Annotated in this window: 18 protein-coding genes; 10 read left to right on the plus strand and 8 right to left on the minus strand. The window is 71.0% G+C overall.

Annotated elements, in window-relative coordinates:
- Positions 1–62: 62 nt before the first annotated feature.
- The gene (gene serC, locus H9657_RS02765; protein WP_404813130.1) at positions 63–1,205 is read left to right on the plus strand and encodes a phosphoserine transaminase; all 1,143 of its coding nucleotides are present in this window, start codon (positions 63–65) and stop codon (positions 1,203–1,205) included.
- 3 nt (positions 1,206–1,208) lie between these two features.
- Here serC and H9657_RS02770 read toward each other — a convergent pair whose 3' ends face one another.
- From H9657_RS02770 to H9657_RS02785, 4 genes are all read right to left on the minus strand, one after another.
- Entirely contained in the window at positions 1,209–1,910 is a 702-nt protein-coding gene (locus tag H9657_RS02770; protein WP_191780126.1) for an LPXTG cell wall anchor domain-containing protein, read from the minus strand.
- 123 nt (positions 1,911–2,033) lie between these two features.
- Complete coding sequence (locus H9657_RS19510; protein ID WP_191780129.1) at positions 2,034–3,878, minus strand: DUF4012 domain-containing protein; 1,845 nt, start codon at positions 3,876–3,878, stop codon at positions 2,034–2,036.
- Positions 3,879–3,992: 114 nt separating this feature from the next.
- Complete coding sequence (locus H9657_RS02780) at positions 3,993–5,375, minus strand: MFS transporter (RefSeq protein WP_191780131.1); 1,383 nt, start codon at positions 5,373–5,375, stop codon at positions 3,993–3,995.
- Positions 5,372–5,845, minus strand: coding sequence for a MarR family winged helix-turn-helix transcriptional regulator (locus tag H9657_RS02785; protein ID WP_318241242.1), 474 nt, complete (start codon positions 5,843–5,845; stop codon positions 5,372–5,374). Before H9657_RS02785 ends, H9657_RS02780 begins: the two co-directional genes overlap by 4 nt.
- 130 nt (positions 5,846–5,975) lie before the next feature.
- Between H9657_RS02785 and H9657_RS02790 the strand changes: the two genes are divergently transcribed.
- A complete protein-coding gene (locus tag H9657_RS02790; protein ID WP_191780133.1) occupies positions 5,976–7,274 on the plus strand; it encodes an EAL domain-containing protein in 1,299 nt (432 codons plus the stop codon).
- Complete coding sequence (locus H9657_RS02795) at positions 7,271–7,834, plus strand: CAP domain-containing protein (protein WP_191780135.1); 564 nt, start codon at positions 7,271–7,273, stop codon at positions 7,832–7,834. Before H9657_RS02790 ends, H9657_RS02795 begins: the two co-directional genes overlap by 4 nt.
- A gap of 12 nt (positions 7,835–7,846) precedes the next feature.
- On the opposite strand, the gene H9657_RS02800 is transcribed toward H9657_RS02795, so the two are convergent.
- Complete coding sequence (locus tag H9657_RS02800; RefSeq protein WP_191780136.1) at positions 7,847–9,172, minus strand: UDP-glucose dehydrogenase family protein; 1,326 nt, start codon at positions 9,170–9,172, stop codon at positions 7,847–7,849.
- 63 nt (positions 9,173–9,235) lie between these two features.
- On the opposite strand from H9657_RS02800, the gene H9657_RS02805 reads away from it, so the two are divergent.
- Positions 9,236–9,670 carry a VanZ family protein gene (locus H9657_RS02805; protein ID WP_318241243.1) on the plus strand — a complete coding sequence of 145 codons (435 nt, stop codon included), beginning with the start codon at positions 9,236–9,238 and terminating at the stop codon, positions 9,668–9,670.
- Positions 9,671–9,682: 12 nt separating this feature from the next.
- Here the strand turns inward: H9657_RS02805 and H9657_RS02810 are convergent, their stop codons facing one another.
- From H9657_RS02810 to H9657_RS02820, 3 genes are all read right to left on the minus strand, one after another.
- Complete coding sequence (locus H9657_RS02810) at positions 9,683–10,666, minus strand: GDP-L-fucose synthase family protein (protein WP_191780140.1); 984 nt, start codon at positions 10,664–10,666, stop codon at positions 9,683–9,685.
- On the minus strand, positions 10,663–11,694 hold the full coding sequence (gene gmd / locus H9657_RS02815; RefSeq protein ID WP_191780142.1) for a GDP-mannose 4,6-dehydratase: 1,032 nt from the start codon (positions 11,692–11,694) through the stop codon (positions 10,663–10,665). Before gmd ends, H9657_RS02810 begins: the two co-directional genes overlap by 4 nt.
- 202 nt (positions 11,695–11,896) lie before the next feature.
- Entirely contained in the window at positions 11,897–13,381 is a 1,485-nt protein-coding gene (locus tag H9657_RS02820; RefSeq protein ID WP_191780144.1) for an NCS2 family permease, read from the minus strand.
- A gap of 399 nt (positions 13,382–13,780) precedes the next feature.
- Between H9657_RS02820 and H9657_RS02825 the strand changes: the two genes are divergently transcribed.
- The 6 genes from H9657_RS02825 (at position 13,781) to H9657_RS02850 (ending at position 20,646) form a co-directional block, all read left to right on the plus strand.
- Positions 13,781–15,172: a sugar transferase gene (locus H9657_RS02825; protein WP_318241244.1), complete on the plus strand. Its 1,392-nt coding sequence runs from the start codon at positions 13,781–13,783 to the stop codon at positions 15,170–15,172.
- A 260-nt stretch (positions 15,173–15,432) separates the two neighbouring features.
- Entirely contained in the window at positions 15,433–16,302 is an 870-nt protein-coding gene (locus tag H9657_RS02830; protein ID WP_225214524.1) for a glycosyltransferase, read from the plus strand.
- A gap of 21 nt (positions 16,303–16,323) precedes the next feature.
- Positions 16,324–17,430, plus strand: a complete 1,107-nt coding sequence (locus tag H9657_RS02835; protein WP_191780148.1) for a glycosyltransferase — start codon at positions 16,324–16,326, stop codon at positions 17,428–17,430.
- Positions 17,427–18,320, plus strand: coding sequence for a glycosyltransferase (locus H9657_RS02840; RefSeq protein WP_191780150.1), 894 nt, complete (start codon positions 17,427–17,429; stop codon positions 18,318–18,320). Before H9657_RS02835 ends, H9657_RS02840 begins: the two co-directional genes overlap by 4 nt.
- Before the next feature lie 527 nt (positions 18,321–18,847).
- Complete coding sequence (locus H9657_RS02845; protein ID WP_225214525.1) at positions 18,848–19,450, plus strand: hypothetical protein; 603 nt, start codon at positions 18,848–18,850, stop codon at positions 19,448–19,450.
- Between the two features lie 110 nt (positions 19,451–19,560).
- Complete coding sequence (locus tag H9657_RS02850; protein WP_225214526.1) at positions 19,561–20,646, plus strand: lipopolysaccharide biosynthesis protein; 1,086 nt, start codon at positions 19,561–19,563, stop codon at positions 20,644–20,646.
- Positions 20,647–20,705 lie beyond the last annotated feature (59 nt).

Genomic DNA, 20,705 nt, shown 5'->3' on the forward strand with positions numbered 1-20,705 from the left:
AGTCGGCCACGGCTGGGCGGATGGGCGCCCGGGCGGCGGGCCCGCGTCGTTATCCTCGCCTCGTGCCCGACGCCGACGCCATCTCCCGCCTGACGATCCCTGCCGACCTGCTGCCCCGCGACGGGCGCTTCGGGTCCGGCCCGTCCAAGGTGCGCCCGGCGCAGCTCGAGGCCCTGACGGCCGTGGGCACGACGCTGCTGGGGACGTCACACCGCCAGGCGCCGGTCCGCCGGCTCGTCGCGCGCGTGAAGGAGGGCCTGGCGACGCTGCTCGGTGCGCCCGACGGCTACGAGGTCGTGCTCGGCAACGGCGGGTCGACGCTCTTCTGGGACGTCGCGACGCTGTGCCTCGTGCAGGACCGTGCGGCGCACGCGCGGTTCGGGGAGTTCGGGGCGAAGTTCGCGGCGGCGACGACGCGCGCGCCGTTCCTCGCCGTCCCGCACGTCACGACGGCGCCGGCCGGGCAGGTGGCGGTGCCGCCGCCCACCGAGGGCGTCGACGTCTACGCGTGGCCGCACAACGAGACGTCGACGGGCGTGATCGCGCCCGTCCGCCGGGTCCCGGGATCGCGCGAGGCGGGCGCCCTGGTGCTCGTCGACGGCACGTCGGCCGCGGGCGGGACCACGGTCGACGTCGGCGAGACCGACGTCTACTACTTCGCGCCGCAGAAGTCGTTCGCGTCCGACGGCGGGCTGTGGCTGGCGCTGGCGTCCCCGGCGGCGATCGAGCGGGCCGCGCGCATCGAGGGCGCGGGCCGCTGGGTCCCCGAGTCCCTGTCGTTCACGGCGGCCGTGACGAACTCCCGCGCCGACCAGACCCTCAACACCCCGGCGCTCGCGACGCTCGTGCTGCTCGCCGAGCAGGTCGACTGGATGCTCGAGCAGGGCGGCCTGACGTGGGCGGCGCAGCGCACCGCGACGTCGTCGGGCCACCTCTACTCCTGGGCGGAGAGCCGTGACTGGGCGACGCCGTTCGTCGCCGACCCGGCGCTGCGCTCCCCCGTCGTCGGCACGATCGACCTCGCGCCCGAGATCGAGGCGAGCACCGTGACGGCCGTGCTGCGGCGCCACGGGGTCGTGGACATCGAGCCGTACCGCAAGCTGGGCCGCAACCAGCTGCGCGTGGGCATGTACCCGGCGGTCGACCCCGAGGACGTCCTGGCGCTGACGGCGTGCGTCGACCACGTCGTGCAGCGCCTCGGCTGAGCGTCAGGAGCGGCGACGCCGTGCGGCCAGGACCCCACCCGCACCGGCGAGCACCAGCCCGCCCGCGATGAGCGCGAGGGGACCGGCGGACGAGCCGGTCGCCGAGAGGACCTCGGCGCGCTCGCCCGCGACGGCCGCCGGCACGGCGGGTGCGTCGTCGTCTGCGGCGAGCACGTCGGAGCGCGGCGGCGCCGTGAGGCACACGGGGCTCGACGGCGGGTAGGCGACCACGGCCGACGCCGACGGGTTGACCTGGAAGGACACCTCGACGGACGGGCGGACCCAGTCGAACTCGTCGCCGACGACCCACGTGCCGCCCTCGAGACGCCAGCCGGGCCAGTCGACGCCCGCGCCGGTGGAGTCGACCACGGCGCCCGGCCACAGCACGGTGCCGGACAGCGGCTGGTCGGCGTACACGACGTCGGCACCGCCGGGGTTGGCGAACGCGATGGTGACGGTGGTCTTGTCCGTGCCGACCGGGGTGACCGCGTAGCGCAGCTTCGGGACGTCGTTGTCGCACACGGGCGTCAGGACGGTGACGTCGACCTCGCAGGGCAGCTCGCCGCCGTACTCGTCGGTGTTCCGCGTGCAGCCGTCAGCCGCGGGCGCGGAGGGCTGGGAGGTCGCCGCGGTCGCGACCGGGCCGAGCCCCGTGGCCGCCAGGACGAGACCTGCGACGGCGCAGACCTTGATGAACGCGCGCATGCTGGCTCCCACGTAGAATCGGACATTTCGTCCTCTTCATCTTGACCTCGGGAGCCGTCGAATCCTACCGACATTCGGGTGAATCCGGACAGATCGGACTCTTTCACCCGGGAGGGTGCACGCTCAGCCGCACGTGAAGGTGACGGCGCCGGGGGACGTCAGCGTGGGGGTGCTCCACAGCGTCACGGCACCGTCGTCGAGCGGCACGGTGACCACGACCTCCTGCGTCTGCCCGGGTGCGAGGCGTGAGGCGACCTGCTGAACGGTACGTCCGGCGACGGTGGTCACCAGGCCGGTGACCGGCTCGCCGTCCCGCGTCGTGACCAGCGGCGGCGCCCCCCGGGCGGACCACACCGAGACGGTGGTGAGCAGCGTGCCGAGCGGCACGTCGGGGCCCGGGACGCCGGTGACGAACACGCCCCAGGCCTCGACGCCGGCGGGCGGGCGGAAGTCGAGACCCAGCACGACGTCGACGCTCGGCGCGGGCCCGGTGCAGGTCGCGTCCCGGAAGGTGACGGACGTCGAGAGGTACGCGCCGAGCTTGCCCTGCGTCGCGTCGTCGAGGAACAGCCCCGGCTGACCGGCGAAGAGGTCGGACGAGGTGAAGGCGCCGCCGGCGACGGTCGCGCCCAGCCGCTCCTGCTCCTCGGGGTGCGCCGACCAGATGCGCACGCGCCGCTCGTCGACCGCGCGCCGCCCGGCGAGCAGCAGCTCCTGCGGGTCCCCCGCACCGGCGCCGACGGCGGCGACGAGGCTCTCGGCGACCTCGCCGAAGTACGCGTCCGCGACCGCCGGGTCGGTGTACCGCTGGTAGGAGTCGCGCAGCAGCGCGTCGACGAGGCCGTCGGCGTCGAGGACGCCGCCGCCCGGGTCGGGGCCCCCGCCCGTCGCCCCGACGAGCCCGGCCACCGCGACCGGGTCGGTCGCGACCACGCCGTCGACCGTGCCGCCGACGGAGTGCGCCCACCGCGCCGCGACCAGCTCGGCCGTGCGCGGGAAGTCGGGCGTGAGCACGGAGTTCTGGATCCACCTGCCCAGGCGCACGCCCCAGGTGTCGAGCTCCTCGGACGTCAGCGGCAGGACGGGGTCGGGCAGCGCCCACAGGTCGAGGGTGGAGCGGCGGTCGACGATGGTCACCGCGCCGTCGTCGGCGCGCACGGCGACCACCGTGCCGACGATGCCCCCGGCAGCGCGCAGCTCGGCGGTGTTGAGCGCGAGGACGAGGTAGGTGCGCGGGCCGTCGGCGCCGAGCATGCCGGGCAGGACGCCGGCGACGTCCCCGGCGGGCCCGAGGCTGCCGTCGATGCGTGCGAGCGCGTCCTGCACCTGGCGCACGGGGCCGGCCAGGGGCCCGACGAGCGCGTCGGGGTCGAGCGCGGCGACGGCGGCGTGCGCCGCCGACGCGGTGGTGGCGGCGGTCGAGACGCGCGCCGCGACGTCGCGCAGCGCGTCGACGTCGAACCGGCCGTCGGGCAGGCGCAGGCCGCCGTCGACGAGGGCGCGCAGGTCGGTGACGGCGGGCAGCGCGTCGGTGACGACGTCGTCGAGCGACGTCGAGACGACGCGCACGGCCTCGAGCTGGTCACCGGCCCACGGCAGCGCCTCGGCCGCGCGCCACACGGGGTCGGACGACGCCGCGGCGGCACGCCCGGTGGCGGCCCGCAGCTCGGGGAGCGCGTCGGTGACGGTGCCGACGGAGGACGCGTCGAGCTCGACGTCCCCCAGCAGCGCGCGGGCGTCCTGCAGCGCGGACGCCGCCTGCCAGGCGCGGAAGGCCACCCAGCCGGCCGCGAGCAGGACGAGGACCAGCACGACCACGGCGACCCGGCTCACCAGGTGGCGACGGCCCGTCGCGGCCGCGCCGGGGTCGACGGGGCCGGGCTCGGCGCCATCGGGCGCGACCCGCGACCCGTCGTCCGCGTCGTCCCCGTCGTCCAGCTCGATCGTCGCCCCCGTCGCCCCCGTCACGGGGACGATCGTGGCACACCGGACGTACCGGACATCGCGCCGTCCCGGGCTTTCACCCTCGCAGCCGCGCGCCTGACCCGTTCCCCGGGGCTCGCGCGCCGTGGGCGAGCGCGGTCAGGCGGCGTGCTGGGCGTCGGCCGCGTCCTGGGCCCGGACGCGCGCCGGGGCGTCGGCCGCGCGCCGCTCCCCCGCCGCCGTGGGCTCGAGCAGGCCGTCGGCGTCGGGCGCGGGCGTGCGGTCCTCGGGGTACGTGACCTCGACGTGGGGGCGCGACGTGACGCTGTAGCGCACGCGCACGTCCCAGTGCCGGCGGGCCCACCAGGCCGCGCCGACCGAGACGAGCAGCGCGCTGATCGACCCGACCCCGATGGACCAGCGGGCACCGAACGTCTCACCGATCCACCCGACGATGGGCGAGCCCACGGGCGTCGCACCGAGGAACACCATCATGTAGAGGGACATGACCCGCCCGCGCATCTTGGGGTCGGTGGTCATCTGGATGCTGGTGTTGGCGGCGGTCATCATCGTCAGCGACGCGAAGCCGACGGGGATGCAGGCGACGGCGAACGACGTGTAGGTCGGCATGAGCGCCATGACGCCGGTCGTGATGCCGAACGCGAAGGCCGAGCCGATGACGAGGCGCACGCGCGGCTGCTCCCGGCGGGCCGCGAGCAGGGCGCCCGTCAGCGACCCGATCGCCAGGATCGAGCCGAGGATGCCGTACTCCTGCGCGCCGCGGCCGAACTCGGTGCGGGCCATGAGCGCGCTCGTGAGCTGGAAGTTCAGGCCGAACGTCGACACGACGCCGACGACGACCATGATGACGATGATGTCGGAGCGGTTGCGCACGTAGGCGATGCCCTCGCGGATCTGGCCCTTGGCGCGCGACGCGTGCGGCATCGGGTAGAGCTCGCTGCGGCGCATGACGAGGAGCGACACGATGGTCGCGGCGAACGTCGCGGCGTTGATGAGGAACACCCAGCCGCTGCCGACGGCGGCGATGAGCAGACCGGCCAGGCCGGGGCCGATGAGCCGTGCGGCGTTGAACGAGGCGCTGTTGAGCCCGACGGCGTTGGACAGGCGCCCGGACGGGACCAGCTCGGCGACGAAGGTCTGGCGGACCGGCCCGTCGATGGCCGTGACCATGCCGAGCAGGCCGGCGAACCCGTACACGTGCCAGAGCTGGGCGTGGCCCGACAGGACCAGCAGGCCGAGGCCGGCCGCGAGCACGCCCTGCCCCACCTGCGTGGCGATGAGCAGCTTGCGGCGGTCGAAGCGGTCGGCGAGCAGCCCGGCCCACGCGGAGAGGAACAGGGTGGGCGCGAACTGCAGGGCCGTGGTGATGCCGACGGCGACGCCGGACTCGTCCGAGAGCTCGGTGAGGACCAGCCAGTCCTGCGCGACGCGCTGCATCCACGTGCCGACGTTGGCGACGAGCGCGCCGGCGAACCACAGGCGGTAGTTGCGGAAGGAGAGGGACGAGAAGGTGGCACTCACGACGAGGTGATCCTCCGGAGGATCTCGGCAGCCTGGACGAGGACGGCGCGGTCGGCGGCGTCGAGGCCTGCGAGGCGGGCGGACAGCCAGGCGTCGCGACGGCGACGGGTCTCGACGACCTCCGCGTGGCCCTCCTCGGTGAGGGTGACGACGACCTGACGACCGTCGGTGGGGTGCTCGGTCTTGCTCACGAGGCCGCGGTCGGCGAGGCAGCCGACCGTGCGGGTCATCGCCGGGGCGGCGATGCGCTCGTGCTCGGCGAGACGGCCGGGGCTGGTCGGTCCCTCGCGCAGCAGGATCGCCAGCACGTTGAACTGGGGGTCCGACAGGCCCGCCTCGCCGCGCTCGGCCTTGATGCGACGTGTGGCCCGGCCCAGCGTCACGCGCAGCTCGGCCGCGAGGGCGAGATCCGGTGAGACGGCGCCCCCGATGACCGGGGCGTCGGCGGGGGGCTGGGCTAGGGTGGACACAAGTCCTTACCTTACGTCATTACCCAGAGTCATGACCTGTGATCCGGGCCACGGAGGTGATATCACCCGTCGCGCCTTGCACGTGACAGCGTCATACGCCAGAGTCATGGCCCCGGGGGGGAGAGCGCACATGCACGGACCGAGCTGGGGCATCGCCAACGACGCCCTCGTGGTCGAGGGCCTCATGGCATCGACCATCGATCCCGTGACGAGCCGTGCGACCGCCGTCTCCCTGCACGCCGACTGCCCGCGCATGCGCGCGGAGGACGCCGTCCTCACGGTCGTCACGATGGCGTACGACACCGCCACGACGCACGGTCTCCCCGGGCGCGCACGCGGCCTCGACGTCGCCGAGCGCGTGCTCTGCCGCGACCTCGAGCGGTGGGCCGACCCGCCGGGCACGGTCGTCGCGATCGGCGAGGCCGCCGTCGCCTACCTCGCCATGACCACGGCCGAGGAGGCGCAGGTCATCCGCAGCCGCCTGCCCGAGCTGCGGGTGCAGGTGGCGCGCGACGCCGGCGCCGTGCCGTGCGTGTCCGCCGCCCAGGGGCCCTCGCGCCACTCGTCCGACGTCGTCGCCCGGGCGATCGAGCGGCTCGTGCTGCCCGGCGGCGTCCTGCCCGACCAGGACCACTGGGCGTCCGGCACCGCCCGGATGCGCCCGCTGTGGGACGCCACGACCGGCCGACGGTTCGGCACCCAGGTGCGCCTGCAGGCCGAGAGCCTCGACGACGCCGAGGCGGAGCGGGCCGAGGCCCTCATGGCCCTCACGCGCTCGCCGCGCTGCGTGGACGCGGCCGTCGCGGCCCACGAGGCGCTCCCGCAGATCCTCGCCGCCCGTACCGACGACTCCCCCCTCCTGTGGGACGCGTCCGCCGTGCTGTCCGGCACCGGGCCAGCGCGGGAGGTGCTCGCGGAGATCCTCGCCGAGCGGAGCCCTCCCGGCGTGTGGATCGGCGTCGCGGCGTGGCTCGCCGCGCTCGACGAGGTGCAGCAGGCGCTGCGCGTCCTGCGCACCCGCGGGCACCGGATCGTGCTCACCCGCTACGGCTCGGGCCGCGAGCCGCTCGCCGCGTTCGACGAGCTGCCGATCGACGCCATCCTGCTCGATCCTCACCTCGAGGCCGGTGCGCGGATCGCCGCCGAGGACAGCGCCGTCCTCCTGACCACGATCGAGCACGCCGCCCACAACGAGGTCACGGTCCTGTCGACGTCGAGCGCCACGGCCCGGCAGCTCCGCACCCCGGGTCCGGTGCTGCGCCCACGCACCGCCGCACCGGACGGCCAGATGCTCGAGCGGGCGCGCCTGGTGGGCCTCACGCTGCGGCAGACCGCGGTCCTCGTCAACGCGATCCAGGGCCAGGGCCCGATGGCGGCGCGGTGGGACCGGTACGACGTCGCGACGCACTGGGCACGGACGTCGTGGTGACCGCGCACGAGCTGGACGCGCCGGCACCGGACGCGTCCGCCCGGCGTCGGCGCCGCAGCGACGTCGCCGCGGTCGTCCTGCTCGTGGCCGGCGCGGCGCTCGCGATCGCGGCCGTCGTGCTCGGCACGCGGACGGGCGGCCCGACGGACGCGACGGACGCGACGACGACGACCACGTGGGCGGCCGGCGAGGTGGACCTCGAGAGCTACGCGGCCGACCTGCTCGCCGAGTCGAACGCCGCGCACGTCGCCGCCGGGCTGCCGGCCTGGGAAACCGCGGACTGCGCGCAGCCGTCCGCGGCCGAGCGCGCGCAGGCGCTCGTCGGCGCCGACCTCGAGCACGCGGCCCTCGACCCGGTGCTCGCGGCCTGCGCGCCGCTGTCGACCGCGGGCGAGAACCTCTCGCGCGCCGCGGCACCCGCCGCGGACGTCGTCGAGGCCTGGATGGGGTCCGCCGGGCACCGGGCCAACCTGGAGGACCCCACGTTCACGCAGGCCGCCGCCGCGTGCACGTGGGACGGCGAGCAGGCGCTGTGCTCGCTGCTGCTCGTCGGCCCGTAGCCGCCGCGCAGGTCAGGGGCGCCCGAGCGCCCGGTACGTCCAGCCGGCCGCGCGCCACGCCTTGGGGTCCAGGACGTTGCGACCGTCGACGATCGCGCGGTGCGCGACGACCTCCCCGAGCTCGTCGGGGACGAGGTCGCGGTACTCGTCCCACTCCGTGGCGAGCACGACGACGTCGGCGTCCTGCGCGGCCTCGAGCGCGCTGGCCGCGTACTTGAGGTCGGGCCACTTGACCCGCGCGTTCTCGACGGCCTGGGGGTCGGTCACCGTGACGTGCGCACCCTGGAGCTGCATCTGCGCGGCCACGGACAGCGCCGGCGAGTCCCGGATGTCGTCGCTGTTGGGCTTGAACGCCGCACCGAGCACGGCGACGCGCTTGCCGACGATCGAACCGGCGCTGACCTCGCGCGCGAGGTCGACCATGCGGACGCGGCGGCGCATGTTGATCGCGTCGACCTCCCGCAGGAACGACAGCGCCTGGTCGACGCCCAGCTCCCCCGCGCGCGCCATGAACGCGCGGATGTCCTTGGGCAGGCAGCCGCCGCCGAAGCCGAGGCCGGCGTTGAGGAACCGGCGGCCGATGCGCGCGTCGTAGCCGATGGCGTCGGCCAGGCTCGTGACGTCGGCGCCCGTGGCCTCGCACAGCTCGGCCATGGCGTTGATGAAGGAGATCTTGGTGGCGAGGAACGAGTTGGCGGCGACCTTGACGAGCTGCGAGGTCGCGTAGTCGGTGACGACGAGCGGCGTGCCCTCCCCCAGCGGCGTCGCGTAGACCTCGTCGAGCAGGGCGCGGGCCGCGTCGCCCTCGGGCGTCGGGACGCCCTCGTCGTCGGTCGGCAGGCCGTAGACGAGCCGGTCGGGGTGCAGGGTGTCCTGGACCGCGAAGCCCTCGCGCAGGAACTCCGGGTTCCAGACGAGCACGGCGCCGGAGCCGGTGAGGCGTGCGGCCAGGTCCTCGGCCGTCCCGACGGGGACGGTGGACTTGCCGGCCACGACGTCGCCCGGGGCGAGGTGCGGACGCAGCGCCTCGAAGGCCGACTCGACGTAGCTGAGGTCGGCGCGGAACTCGCCGTGCTTCTGCGGCGTCCCGACGCACAGGAAGTGCACCTGCGCACCGGCGGCCTGCGCCATGTCGGTGGTGAACGTCAGGCGGCCCGTGCCGGAGACCTCGGCGAGCAGCTCGGGCAGACCGGGCTCGTAGAAGGGGGCCGTGCTCGCCGCGAGGCGGGCGACCTTGCCCGCGTCGACGTCGATCCCCACCACGTCGTGGCCGAGGGACGCCATGCTGGCTGCATGCACCGCCCCGAGGTACCCGCAACCGATGACCGAGATACGCACGTGAACTCCCCCGCAGCAGGACGACGTTTCGCGAAGCGTACCGGTGGCGCGACGCCTCCCAGGGTGACCCCGGTCACAGGACGCGCGCGCACGTGGCTGCGGGTGGCGCTGGCGGTCTACCTCGTGGCCGTGGGGCTGGTGACGCTGCGCCCGGCACCGCAGGACGACGCGACGCTGGGCCTGGCGCGCGACTTCATCGCGTGGCTCGAGGCGACGGGCCTGCCGGTGACGTTCGAGGGGATCGAGGCGGCCGCGAACGTCGTGATGTTCGTGCCGTTCGGTGTGCTCGTAGGTCTGCTGCTGCGCCGGCCCTGGTGGGTCGTGGTGCTGCTGGGTGCGGCGACGTCGGGCCTCATCGAGACGGTGCAGCGGTGGCTGCCGACGCGCTACCCGACGCTGCAGGACGTCGTGATGAACACGCTGGGGGCGGCGGTGGGGGTGCTGGTGCTCATGGTGGTGGCACGCGTGCGCACCCGGCGCGCGCGCACGACCGGGTGAGGAGACGGTGCTCTACGTCCGCAGCGCCCCGACGTTCTCGCGGTACCACTCGACCGTCGAGCGCAGCCCGTCCTCGAGCGAGATGGACGCGCGCCACCCGGCGTCGGCCAGGCGGCTGACGTCGAGGAGCTTCTGCGGGGTGCCGTCGGGCTTCGACGTGTCCCACTGCGTCTCGCCCTCGTAGCCGACGACGCGCGCGACCGTCTCGGCGAGCTCGCGGATCGTCACGTCCGTGCCGGTGCCGACGTTCACCTGCGACGGGCCGTCGTAGTGCTCGAGCAGGTGCAGGCACGCGGCGGCCATGTCGTCGACGTGGAGCAGCTCGCGCCGCGGGGTGCCGGTCCCCCAGTTCGTCACGCTCGGCGCTCCGGCAGTCCGTGCCTCGTCGTACCGGCGGATCAGCGCGGGCAGCACGTGCGACCCGGTGGGCGAGAAGTTGTCGCCCGGGCCGTAGAGGTTCGTGGGCATCGCCGAGATCCAGGGCAGCCCGTACTGCCGCCGGACCGCCTGGATCTGCATGATGCCCGCGATCTTCGCGATCGCGTACGCGTCGTTGGTCGGCTCGAGGTGCCCCGTGAGCAGGCTGTCCTCGACGATCGGCTGCGGCGCGAGGCGCGGGTAGATGCACGACGAGCCGAGGAACAGCACCCGCTCGGTGCGGGCCTCGAGTGCGGCGTCCAGCACGTTCAGCTGGATCTGCAGGTTCTCGGACAGGAAGTCCACGGGGTAGGTGTTGTTCGCGACGATCCCGCCGACCTTCGCCGCCGCCAGCACGACGTACCGCGGGCGCTGCTCGCGGAAGAAGTCGAAGACCGCAGCGCGGTCCTTGAGGTCGAGCTCGGCCGAGGTGCGCCCGATGAGGTGGCTGAAGCCTTCCTTCTCGAGCGTGCGCCACACGGCCGACCCGACGAGGCCGCGGTGCCCGGCGACGTAGAACGGCGCGGACCGGTCGAGGGCGCCGGGTACGAAGGTCTGCTCCGACGTGGGCGCGCTCATGCGGTCCTCCACGACGGCAGGTCGACCGTGTCGATCCACCGCCCCCCGGGCTGGTTGAGAGCCGCGATGTCCGCATCGACCATGAGGCGCGCGAGGTCGGACGGCTCCACGGTGGTCTTCCAGCCCAGCTTCTCCGCGGCCTTGCTCGGGTCGCCGATGAGCGCGTCGACCTCGGTGGGACGCAGGTACCGCTCGTCGAACTTGACGTGGTCCTCCCAGTTGAGGCCGGCGTGCGAGAACGAGATCTCGAGGAAGTCCCGCACCGTGTACGGGATGCCGGTCGCCAGCACGAAGTCCTCGGGCTCGTCGACCTGGAGCATGCGCCACATGCCCTCGACGTACTCGGCGGCGTAGCCCCAGTCGCGCACCGCGTCGAGGTTGCCCATGTAGATGTGCTCCTGCTGCCCCGCCTTGATCGCCGCGACAGCGCGCGTGATCTTGCGCGTCACGAAGGTCTCGCCCCGGCGCGGTGACTCGTGGTTGAAGAGGATCCCGTTGACCGCGAACATCCCGTAGGCCTCGCGGTAGTTCTTGGTGATCCAGTAGCTGTAGAGCTTGGCCGCACCGTAGGGCGAGCGCGGGTAGAACGGGGTGTCCTCGTTCTGCGGCGGGGGGGTCGCGCCGTACAGCTCCGAGGTCGACGCCTGGTAGAAGCGGGTGGTGATGCCTGAGAGGCGGACCGCCTCCAGCAGCCGGACGGTCCCGGTCCCTGTGGTGTCCGCCGTGTGCTCGGGCTCGTCGAACGACACCCGCACGTGCGACTGCGCAGCCAGGTTGTAGACCTCGTCGGGGCGGATGTCCGAGATGAGGGTGACGAGCCGCGAGCCGTCGCTCAGGTCGCCGTAGTGCAGGAACAGGCGAGCGGAAGGATCGTGCGCGTCGACGTAGAGGTGGTCGATGCGTGAGGTGTTGAACGTCGAGGCCCGTCGGATCAGGCCGTGCACCTCGTAGCCCTTCGCCAGCAGCAGCTCGGCGAGGTACGACCCGTCCTGCCCGGTGATGCCTGTGATGAGCGCCTTTCGCGCCACGTTCTCCCCCGTCCGTCGTGTCGCCCCCCTGACGCCGCACGACGCGGGGCGGACCACTGGTCTGACGCCCACGTCTCGCGTGGGCGCGTCCATGCTAGGCGCAGAGGGACGCGCGCCTTCGCGTGCTCGTGCCCACCGGGCCGCCGGTGGGACAGACACGGGGCCGCGGTGCGTCTGCACCGCGGCCCCGTGACGTGGGGTGTCAGACGCCGAGCAGGTCCCGGATCGGCCCGAGCGCGAAGTACACGACGAACGCGAGCGCGGCGACCCACATGAGCGGGTGGATCGCGCGGATCTTGCCGAGCGCGATCTTCACGACGACGAACGCGATGAAGCCCGCGCCGATGCCGACGCTGATCGAGTACGTGAACGGCATGAGCGCCAGCGTGAGGAACGCCGGGATGGCGACCTCGGGCGACTTCCAGTCCAGGTCGGCGACCTGCGACACCATGAGGAACCCGACGACGACGAGGACGGGCGCGGCCGCCTCGGACGGGACCATCGCGACCAGCGGCGACAGGAACGTCGCGAGCAGGAACGCGATGCCGGTGACGACGGACGCGAGGCCCGTGCGGGCGCCGTCGGCGACACCGGACGTGGACTCCACGTAGGCGGTGTTCGACGAGACGGAGCCCATGCCACCGGCGACGGCACCGAGCGAGTCGACGACGAGGATCTGCTGGCTGCGCGGGGGGTTGCCCTCCTCGTCCAGCAGCTTGGCCTCCTGGCCGACGGCGACCATCGTGCCCATCGTGTCGAAGAAGTCCGCGAGCAGGATCGAGAACACCAGGACGACGACCGCGAGGACGCCGATCTTGCCGACCGCGCCGAACAGCGAGAACTGGCCGATGAGCGACAGGTCCGGCAGGTCGACCAGGGAGTCGGGAACGCTGGGCACGTTCTGGTGCCAGCCTCCCGGGTTCTCCTCGCCCGCGCCGCCGACCTTCGCGATCGCCTCGACGATCAGCGCGAGCACCGTGGTGCCGATGACGGCGATCAGCAGGCCGCCGCGCACCTTGCGCACCATGAGGACGATCGCGGCGATGAGGCCGATGACGAAGACCGCGACGGGCCAGCCGGCGAGCGAGCCGCCGGACCCCAGCTCGAGCGGCGTGCCCTGCCCCTGACGCACGAAGCCCGCGTTGACGAACCCGATGAGCGCGATGAACAGGCCGATGCCGACGCCGATCGCGACCTTGAGCTCACGCGGGACGGCACGGAACACCGCACCGCGGAAGCCCGTGAGCACCAGGACGAGGATGACCAGACCCTCGAGCACCACGATGCCCATCGCGTCCGCCCACGTCATGCCGGGCAGCTGCGCGACCGTGTACGCGACGACGGCGTTGAGGCCGAGGCCCGCGGCCAGCGCCATGGGGAAGTTCGCCACCACACCCATGAGGATCGACAGGACGCCCGCGACCAGCGCGGTCGCCGCGGCGATCATCGCGAGGTTCGGGGCGTCACCGCCGCCGAGGAACTCCCCCGTGCTGTCCGGCAGGGTCCCGATGATGAGCGGGTTGAGCACGATGATGTAGCTCATCGTGAAGAAGGTGACGAGACCACCGCGGATCTCGGACCCGACGGTGGAGCCACGCTCCGTGATCTTGAAGAACCGGTCGACGGCGCTGCGGGGGGCCGCGGGTGCGTCGTCGCGCGTCTCCTGGGGGGAAGGAGTTGTCGACATGAGGCGCAGTGTGGCAGAGGCGAGGGGCTCCGAGGCAGCGTTGTTCGCCAGGTGAGGCAGCGAGCGACAGGGGCCGGACGTCCTGACCGCCGAGAATGCTGAACATGTGTCCGATAGGTTAAATTTGCGGCCGCTCCGCAATCGCTTGCACCCGCGTGACCTGCGACGATGCACTACATAGGTTGAATGTCCACATTCGACAGGGTGACGTGGACGCGGCATTGTCAAGTCTTGACGGCCCGCGTCCGAGACGCAGGTCATGCTGGCTGCGAAACCCGGGGGATCCATCGCATGACGCCGACGACTCACGCACGCGCACACACGCACCAACGTGAGCAGTCGGTGTCCGCGGCAGCCCACGTCGCTTCGCCCACCTGGTCCACCGCCCACGCCTACCGCGTGGCGGTCACCGACGCCCTGTCGATCGGGCTCGCCGTGGCTCTCGCGTATGCGGTGAGGTTCCCGCTGGACGGCCACGTCAAGGTGTCAGGTGAGTTCTCCCCGAGCTACCTGGCGGTCTCCGTGACCCTCTTCCTCGCCTGGTTCGCCGTTCTGACGGTCGGGCGGACGCGCGACCGTCGGCTGCTCGGCTCCGGGCCGGGTGAGTTCTCACGCGTGTTCGAGGTGACGTGGCACCTGTTCGCGGCGGTCGCCGTGATCGGGTTCCTGTTCCGCATGGACATCGGCCGCGGCTACCTGGGCATCGCAGCCCCGCTGGGCCTTCTCCTGCTGCTCGCCACGCGCGCCGGCTGGCGTCGGCTCCTGCACCGCCGACGCGACGCCGGGCTGGACCGGTACCCCGTGCTCGTCATCGGCCCGTGGCACAAGGCAGCCTCGCTGATCGAGGACTTCCACCGGAACCCACGCGCGGGGTACAAGGTCGTGGGCGTGTGCGTACCTGAAGGTGCGGAACCTTCGGTCAAGGACGTCAACGGCGTACCGGTCGTGGGGAACCACAAGCAAGCGGCTTCTCTTGCGAAGCAGTACGGAGTCGCAGCGGTCGCTGTCGCCGGTTCCGACGCCATGACAGGCGAGGCCGTCCGCCAGCTCGGTTGGGACCTTGAGGGCACCGGCGTCGATCTCGCCCTGACGCTCGCACTCACCGACGTGGCGGGGCCCCGCGTCCTCATGCAGCCCGTCAACGGGTTGCCCCTGATGTACGTGGATGCACCTCAGTTCCGCGGCTCGAAATACATCGTCAAGTTCCTTTTCGACTGGATCGGGGCAGCACTGATTGCTGTGTTGATCTCCCCCGTCCTCCTCGCACTCGCCGTCCTCGTCAAGACCACCAGCCGCGGGCCGGTTTTCTATGTGCAGGAGCGCATCGGGAAAGACGGCAGGACTTTCCGGATGTTGAAGTTCCGATCGATGCAGATGGGGGCGCACGCGCGCCTGGCAGAGGTTCTTGCTGCGGAAGGCGTCGATCAGGTCGGCGTTTTCTACAAGCCGAAGAACGACCCACGCATCACCAAGGTCGGACGCGTGCTGCGGCGCTACTCACTCGACGAGCTTCCCCAGCTCATCAACGTGCTGCGTGGAGAGATGAGCCTCGTCGGACCGCGCCCGCAGATCGAAGCCGAGGTGGCAACCTACGACCGTGCCGCGCACCGGCGACTTCTCGTCAAGCCTGGCCTCACCGGCCTGTGGCAGGTATCAGGCAGGTCCAACCTCGACGCTCGAACGTCGATGAGACTCGACGTGGCATACGTCGAGAACTGGACGCTCTTTGGTGACATCGTCATCCTTGCCAGAACCCTCACCGCGATCCTCCGCCAGGGAGAGGCGCGCTAAATCCAGTGACAGAGGTTGACTCACCGGTGAAGAACGGTCTGCTTGTCCACGAATGGATCGCACGGCGTGGGGGCTCGGAGGCGGTGTTCGCGGCCATGGCACGGGCTTTTCCTGCGGCCGCCCGCTACTGCCTCTGGGACGACACCGGCGGGGCGACCGTGGGGCCGGCAACAGAGTCCTGGCTCGCCAGGACACCTTTGCGCGAGCACAAGGGCCTGGCACTCCCCGCTATGGCTCTCACGTGGCGTCGAGTCGCCGCGATGAAGCAGGCCGACTGGGCGCTCGTGAGCTCTCACGCCTTCGCGCACCACGTGTCGCACCCGAGCGTGTCGATCCCCAAGTTCGTCTACGTCCACAGCCCGGCCCGGTACCTCTGGGCGAGCGAGCACGACGAACGTGCCGCGCGCGTCCCCGACGCAGTCGTGAACTACCTCAAGCGCCTCGACGCCCGTCGCGCACGTGAGACGACGGCGCACATCGCGAACTCGTCGTACGTTCGCGAGAGGATCGGCAGGTCTTGGGGGCTAGAGGCCGACGTCGTCTACCCGCCCGTGCGCATACGGGAGCTGCAGTCGTTCGACCTTGATGAGCAGCTCTCCGCGGTCGACCGAGAGGTGCTGGCACAACTCCCTCAGGACTTCATCTTGGGTGCGTCGCGAATGGTGCCCTACAAGCAGCTCGACACTGTGATCGGCGTCGGTGAGATGCTCTCCACTCCCGTCGTCATCGCCGGCGACGGACCGGACCGCGAGCGCCTGCAGGCGCGCGCCTCGGCGGCGACGGTGCCGACGCACGTCGTCCGCAACCCTTCAGACAACCTTCTGCTCGCGCTGTACACGCGCGCGCTGGCACTGGTGTTTCCGCCCGTCGAGGACTTCGGCATCATGCCGGTAGAAGCGATGGCGCTGGGAACGCCTGTCATGGCCCGCGCCGTAGGGGGAAGCCTTGAGACGGTCATCGATGGCGTCTCCGGCGCGTTCGTCGACTTCTCAAGTGCATCCGACGTGAGAAGTCAGTTCGAGCGTGTAGTGTCCCTGGACCGTGAAGCCGTTGCACAGAGCGCCGAACGCTTCTCGTCGGAACGGTTCGTCGACGAGATCCGGACCTTCGTCGCCTCCAGATTGGCGTAGCGAGTGACCGCAGCACCAGTGGTGATCCTGTCCACGGCGGACTTCCACAGCGCAGTGTGGACCAACAAGCAGTACCTGGCCGCCGAGCTCGCGCCGCACATGCCAGTCACCTACATCGAGTCGTTCGGGCTCCGCAGGCCCCAGGCCCATGTTTCGGACGTCCGGCGAATCATCAACCGGTTCAGGCGGCGAGACAGCAACACGGAGTCGACGACTCCCGACGGCATCAGCGTCGTCAAGCCCATCATCGTTCCGTACCATGACAACGCTCTGGCCAGGCAGTTGAACAGGCGACTCGTCGCCAGGATCGGGATTCCCCACCAAGCTCAGGTGCTCTGGACGTTCTCGCCCCTCACCTACGGGCTGGACGAGGGCTTCGACCATGTCGTCTACCACTCGGTGGACCTCATCCACGAGCAACCGCTCATGCCGCGCTCAGCGATCCTCGATGCCGAGCGACGGATGCTGGACCGGGCCGACGTGGTCATCGCGAGCAGCATCGGCGTTCGCGATCACCTGGTGCGGCTGGGTCGAGTCGACACGCAACTCTGGCAGAACGTCGCCGACGTCACCGTGTTCCTCCGCGACGGCACCGAACGCACCCCTCGAGCGGTCTTCGCGGGGAATCTCACGCCCAGCAAGGTCGACTTTTCACTTATCCGTGCCGTTGCCGACGCAGGAGTTGACGTCGTGCTCGCCGGCCCGCTGTCGATCGATGGAACGAACGCCCGCCGCGACATCGACCAGCTTCTCGCCCACCGGCACGTCGACTACGTCGGGAACCTCGCCACGGGGAGCCTGGCCGATCTGTTCAGCACGTGCCAGGTCGGTCTCATCCCGTACCAGATCAATGACTACACGGCCGGGGTGTTCCCTCTGAAAGTCTTCGAGTACCTGGCTTCCGGCATGAGCGTCGTGTCGACCCGCCTGCCGAGCATGAGCACAACCACCCCTCCCGATGTGTTGCTTTCCGACCCCCACGACTTCGCCTCGACCGTCGTGTCACAGATCGTCGACACGGAGCTTCGCAGCGAGGATGTCCAGCGACGACACGCGCTGGCGACAGCCAACTCCTGGACCCGTCGCGGCCGCGAGGCACGCGACCTGCTAGAGGAGCTGACTTCATGACACCTGAGCGCACGCTGGCGGTCGTAGTCGTGAACTACAACAGTGCGGGCCTGGTGAGCAACCTGCACCGGTCCCTCGCCGCGACAAGAGGCACGTTCCGCATGTACGTCGTCAACAACTCGCCGTCCGAGGACCTCGATGCTTGGCTGTCGAGCCTGCCGGTGGCGCGCAATGTGTCCACCGTCGTGGTCGAGCCGGGTAGAAACCTCGGGTTCGGCGCGGGCTGCAACGAGGGCATCCGGTGCGCCCAGCGGGACGGCCACCGATACGCGTGGCTCCTGAACCCCGATGCCGAGGTCATGGAGCTGGACTTCCCGCAGTTCTGGCGCGATGTGGATTCCGCCCGCGACGCGGTGCTCTGGGCCACGCGAGTCCAGGCCGGCGACTCGGTGCGTGACGGCGTGTCGCACCTCAGCCTCTGGACGGGGCGTGTCCGGCCGCGTCCTGGACCCCGCACCGTGTCCTTCGCGAACGGGAACTCGGTAGTCGTCCACATCGACCGCTTCACCAAGATCGGCGGCTTCGCCTCCGACTACTTCCTCTACTTCGAAGAGCCCGACGTGAGTATGCGGCTGAACGGTCGATCGACAGTTGTCCCGGTCCTGACCTCCGCGGCCATCCGCCACGATGGCGGCGGAAGTACCGGCTCACGCAGAGGGAGCTCACGCTCGGCCACCACGGCGCTCCATGCCAACCGAAGCGCCATCATCTTCTTCAGACGTTGGCTCCCGTGGCGGCTGCCGATCGCGCTGGTCGCACGCACCGGCCTCACAGTGCTGCGGCTGCCCCGGTCACCCCACCTGGCGATAGCTGGTGCGCGCGGTCTGCTCGCCGGCTGCCGGTCAACGCTCAGTCCCCGCCAGTCACATGATCGACAGGCCGTCGGATGAGCACGACACCGTCACGCGTCCTGATATACGAGCCGAACTTCCGGGGCCACCGGATGCACTACTGCGGTCACCTCCTCCACTATCTAGCCGCCACCGGTGCGCCAGGGACCCTCGCTACGTCGAGCGAGGCTCTCGCGTCGGAGGAACTCGTGCGAGGGGTCGGGTCGGATGCGCCCTACGAGCAGATCGACCTGGGACCACTCGGTGATCCTCTCCAGCCCGACCACTGGTCCGCACGTGCACGAGCAGTCCGCGACGCAGCGATCTCCGACGAGCACGACCACGTTCTGGTGCTCGAAGGGGACAAACTGCTCTCACACCTGCCCCGCTACATGTCGCTGGTCCCCCGGCGCGCCCGACGCCGACTTACGGTCCTCGTCATGCGAGCACCGTCCGTATCGGCCGGCGGCCCTGCACGCCGCGCGGCCAAAGGCGCCCTCATCCTGCTCTGCCAAGCACTGGGCATCCGGACGCGGGTCCTGGCGCCTGCCTGCCCCAGGACCAGGACATCTCGGTATCGGATGGGCATGTTCCCGGCGGTTCCCGATCCGATCGACTCCGAGCTGCAGCCGATGTCGATGCCCCCAGAGCTGGAAGTGCTCCCCGAGGGCGGGAAAGTGGTCGGCGTTGTTGGGCACATCACCCGCCGCAAGAACCTCGACCTGATCGCGCGCGCACTGTGTCTCACGCCTTCGGTGACGGCACTTGTCGTCGGCGGCAAGTTCGAGCCGGGTGAGCTCGAACGCTGCCAGGAGTCCCTGGCCCAGCTCTCGGACTCCGGGACGACCGTCCACATCGTCGACCGGTCGCTCGAGGACTCGGAGCTCGCATGGCTGATCGAGCGGACGGCCGTGGTCGTCGTCGCGCACTCGAGCGAGGGGCCAAGCGGGATCCTGGGGATGTGCGCTGCCATCGGGACCCCGGTCGCGGCGGCGGGTGCGCGGTCACTCAGGGGCGACGTCCGCCGGCTGCGTTGCGGCACCTGGTCCCGCCTGGACGAACTGTCCCTGGCCGAAGGCATCCAGGCGGCAGAGCGTATGCGACCGACGCCGGCGCTTCTCGCCGGATCAGCGGACTTCGCGAGAGCCATGTTGGCACTCGATGACGCACCCGGCGGCGTCCGGCCGTGACGACCGTGCCCGACTCGGCATCGAACCCCGGGTGGCGGTCCGTCGTCAGCCGACTTGCCAGCCGTGTAGGTGCCCGGGTCTTTGGCGCTCTCCTCCAGGCTGGTCTCCTCGTGCTCATCGCGCGCGAGACCACGAAGGCGGAGACCTCTGCCTACCTGCTGGGCTTCACGCTGTCGACCGCCGTCTTCGTGCTCGCAGGTTTCGGATTCTCGACCGTCATCCTGCGTATCGGCGCACTTGCGGAACCGGTCCAAGCGGCAAGCTCCATGATGCGGATCCGACTTCTCGCAACTCTCCTGACCGGGGGCGCACTGGCCACAGTCCTGTCGTCCACCGTCTCGTCGAATGCGGCCTTGGCGGCGGTCGCACTGGCGGCAAGCGACGCGGCGGCGGACATGGCTCAGAACTATCGCGCAGGCCGCATGCGGTTCTCCTCGTCGGCCGCCGTGATCGTCACGCAACGCGCGCTCCCGTTCTGCGCAGCCCTCGGATCGCTCGCTCTCTCACAGAGCCCCTCCACGGGCGTCGGCCTGGCGTCAGCGTTGCTGATCACCGGGTACATCGTCATTGACCGCGATCTGTACCTCACGCGCACACCTATCACGATGGGCTACATCCGCCAGAGCAGGGGGTACTGGCTGTCGTCGGCACTGGTGGGCCTGCAACAACTCGACGTGACGATAGTGCGCCTCATCGGCGGCGCGCCTTCCGCTGCGATCTACGGCGTTGCCTCTCGGGTCGGCGGCCCTCTGGGGATCCTGGTGTCCTCGATGGTGGCCGTATTCGCACCTGCCATCGCCCACACGCGGGTTGAGCACGACCGGGTACGCCAGCTCGCCGTCGTGCGTCGCCTATCCATCGGTTTCGGTCTGCTTATTGCAGCTTCATCGCCGGCCCTGGCCTGGATTCTTACCCGGGTCCTCGGCCCGCAATACTACGAGGCTCAGTCCCTCATCATCGGCGTGTGCATTGGAGCCAGTCTTTCCGCAGTCTCTCAGGGATACCAGGCAGAGTTCGTGGCGGCCGGGCGCAGTCGGCGTCTGGCTATTGCCGCAGGAGTCGGGAGCGCTACGCACCTCGGCGTCCTTGCCACAATCATCCGCCTCGACCATTCGCTGATCTGGCTTGCACCAATTCTGAGTCAAGCAATCATCCTTGCAACCTATCTACTACTTCGTCGAAACATCTCGCACTAAGCGTAGACCGGGCCGCCCACTGAAGACCCGTGGCGGTCGCCGTCAGGCGCGGGTGCCGC

Source organism: Cellulomonas avistercoris (genome assembly GCF_014836445.1).
In the GTDB taxonomy this organism is placed as follows: Bacteria; Actinomycetota; Actinomycetes; order Actinomycetales; family Cellulomonadaceae; genus Cellulomonas; species Cellulomonas avistercoris.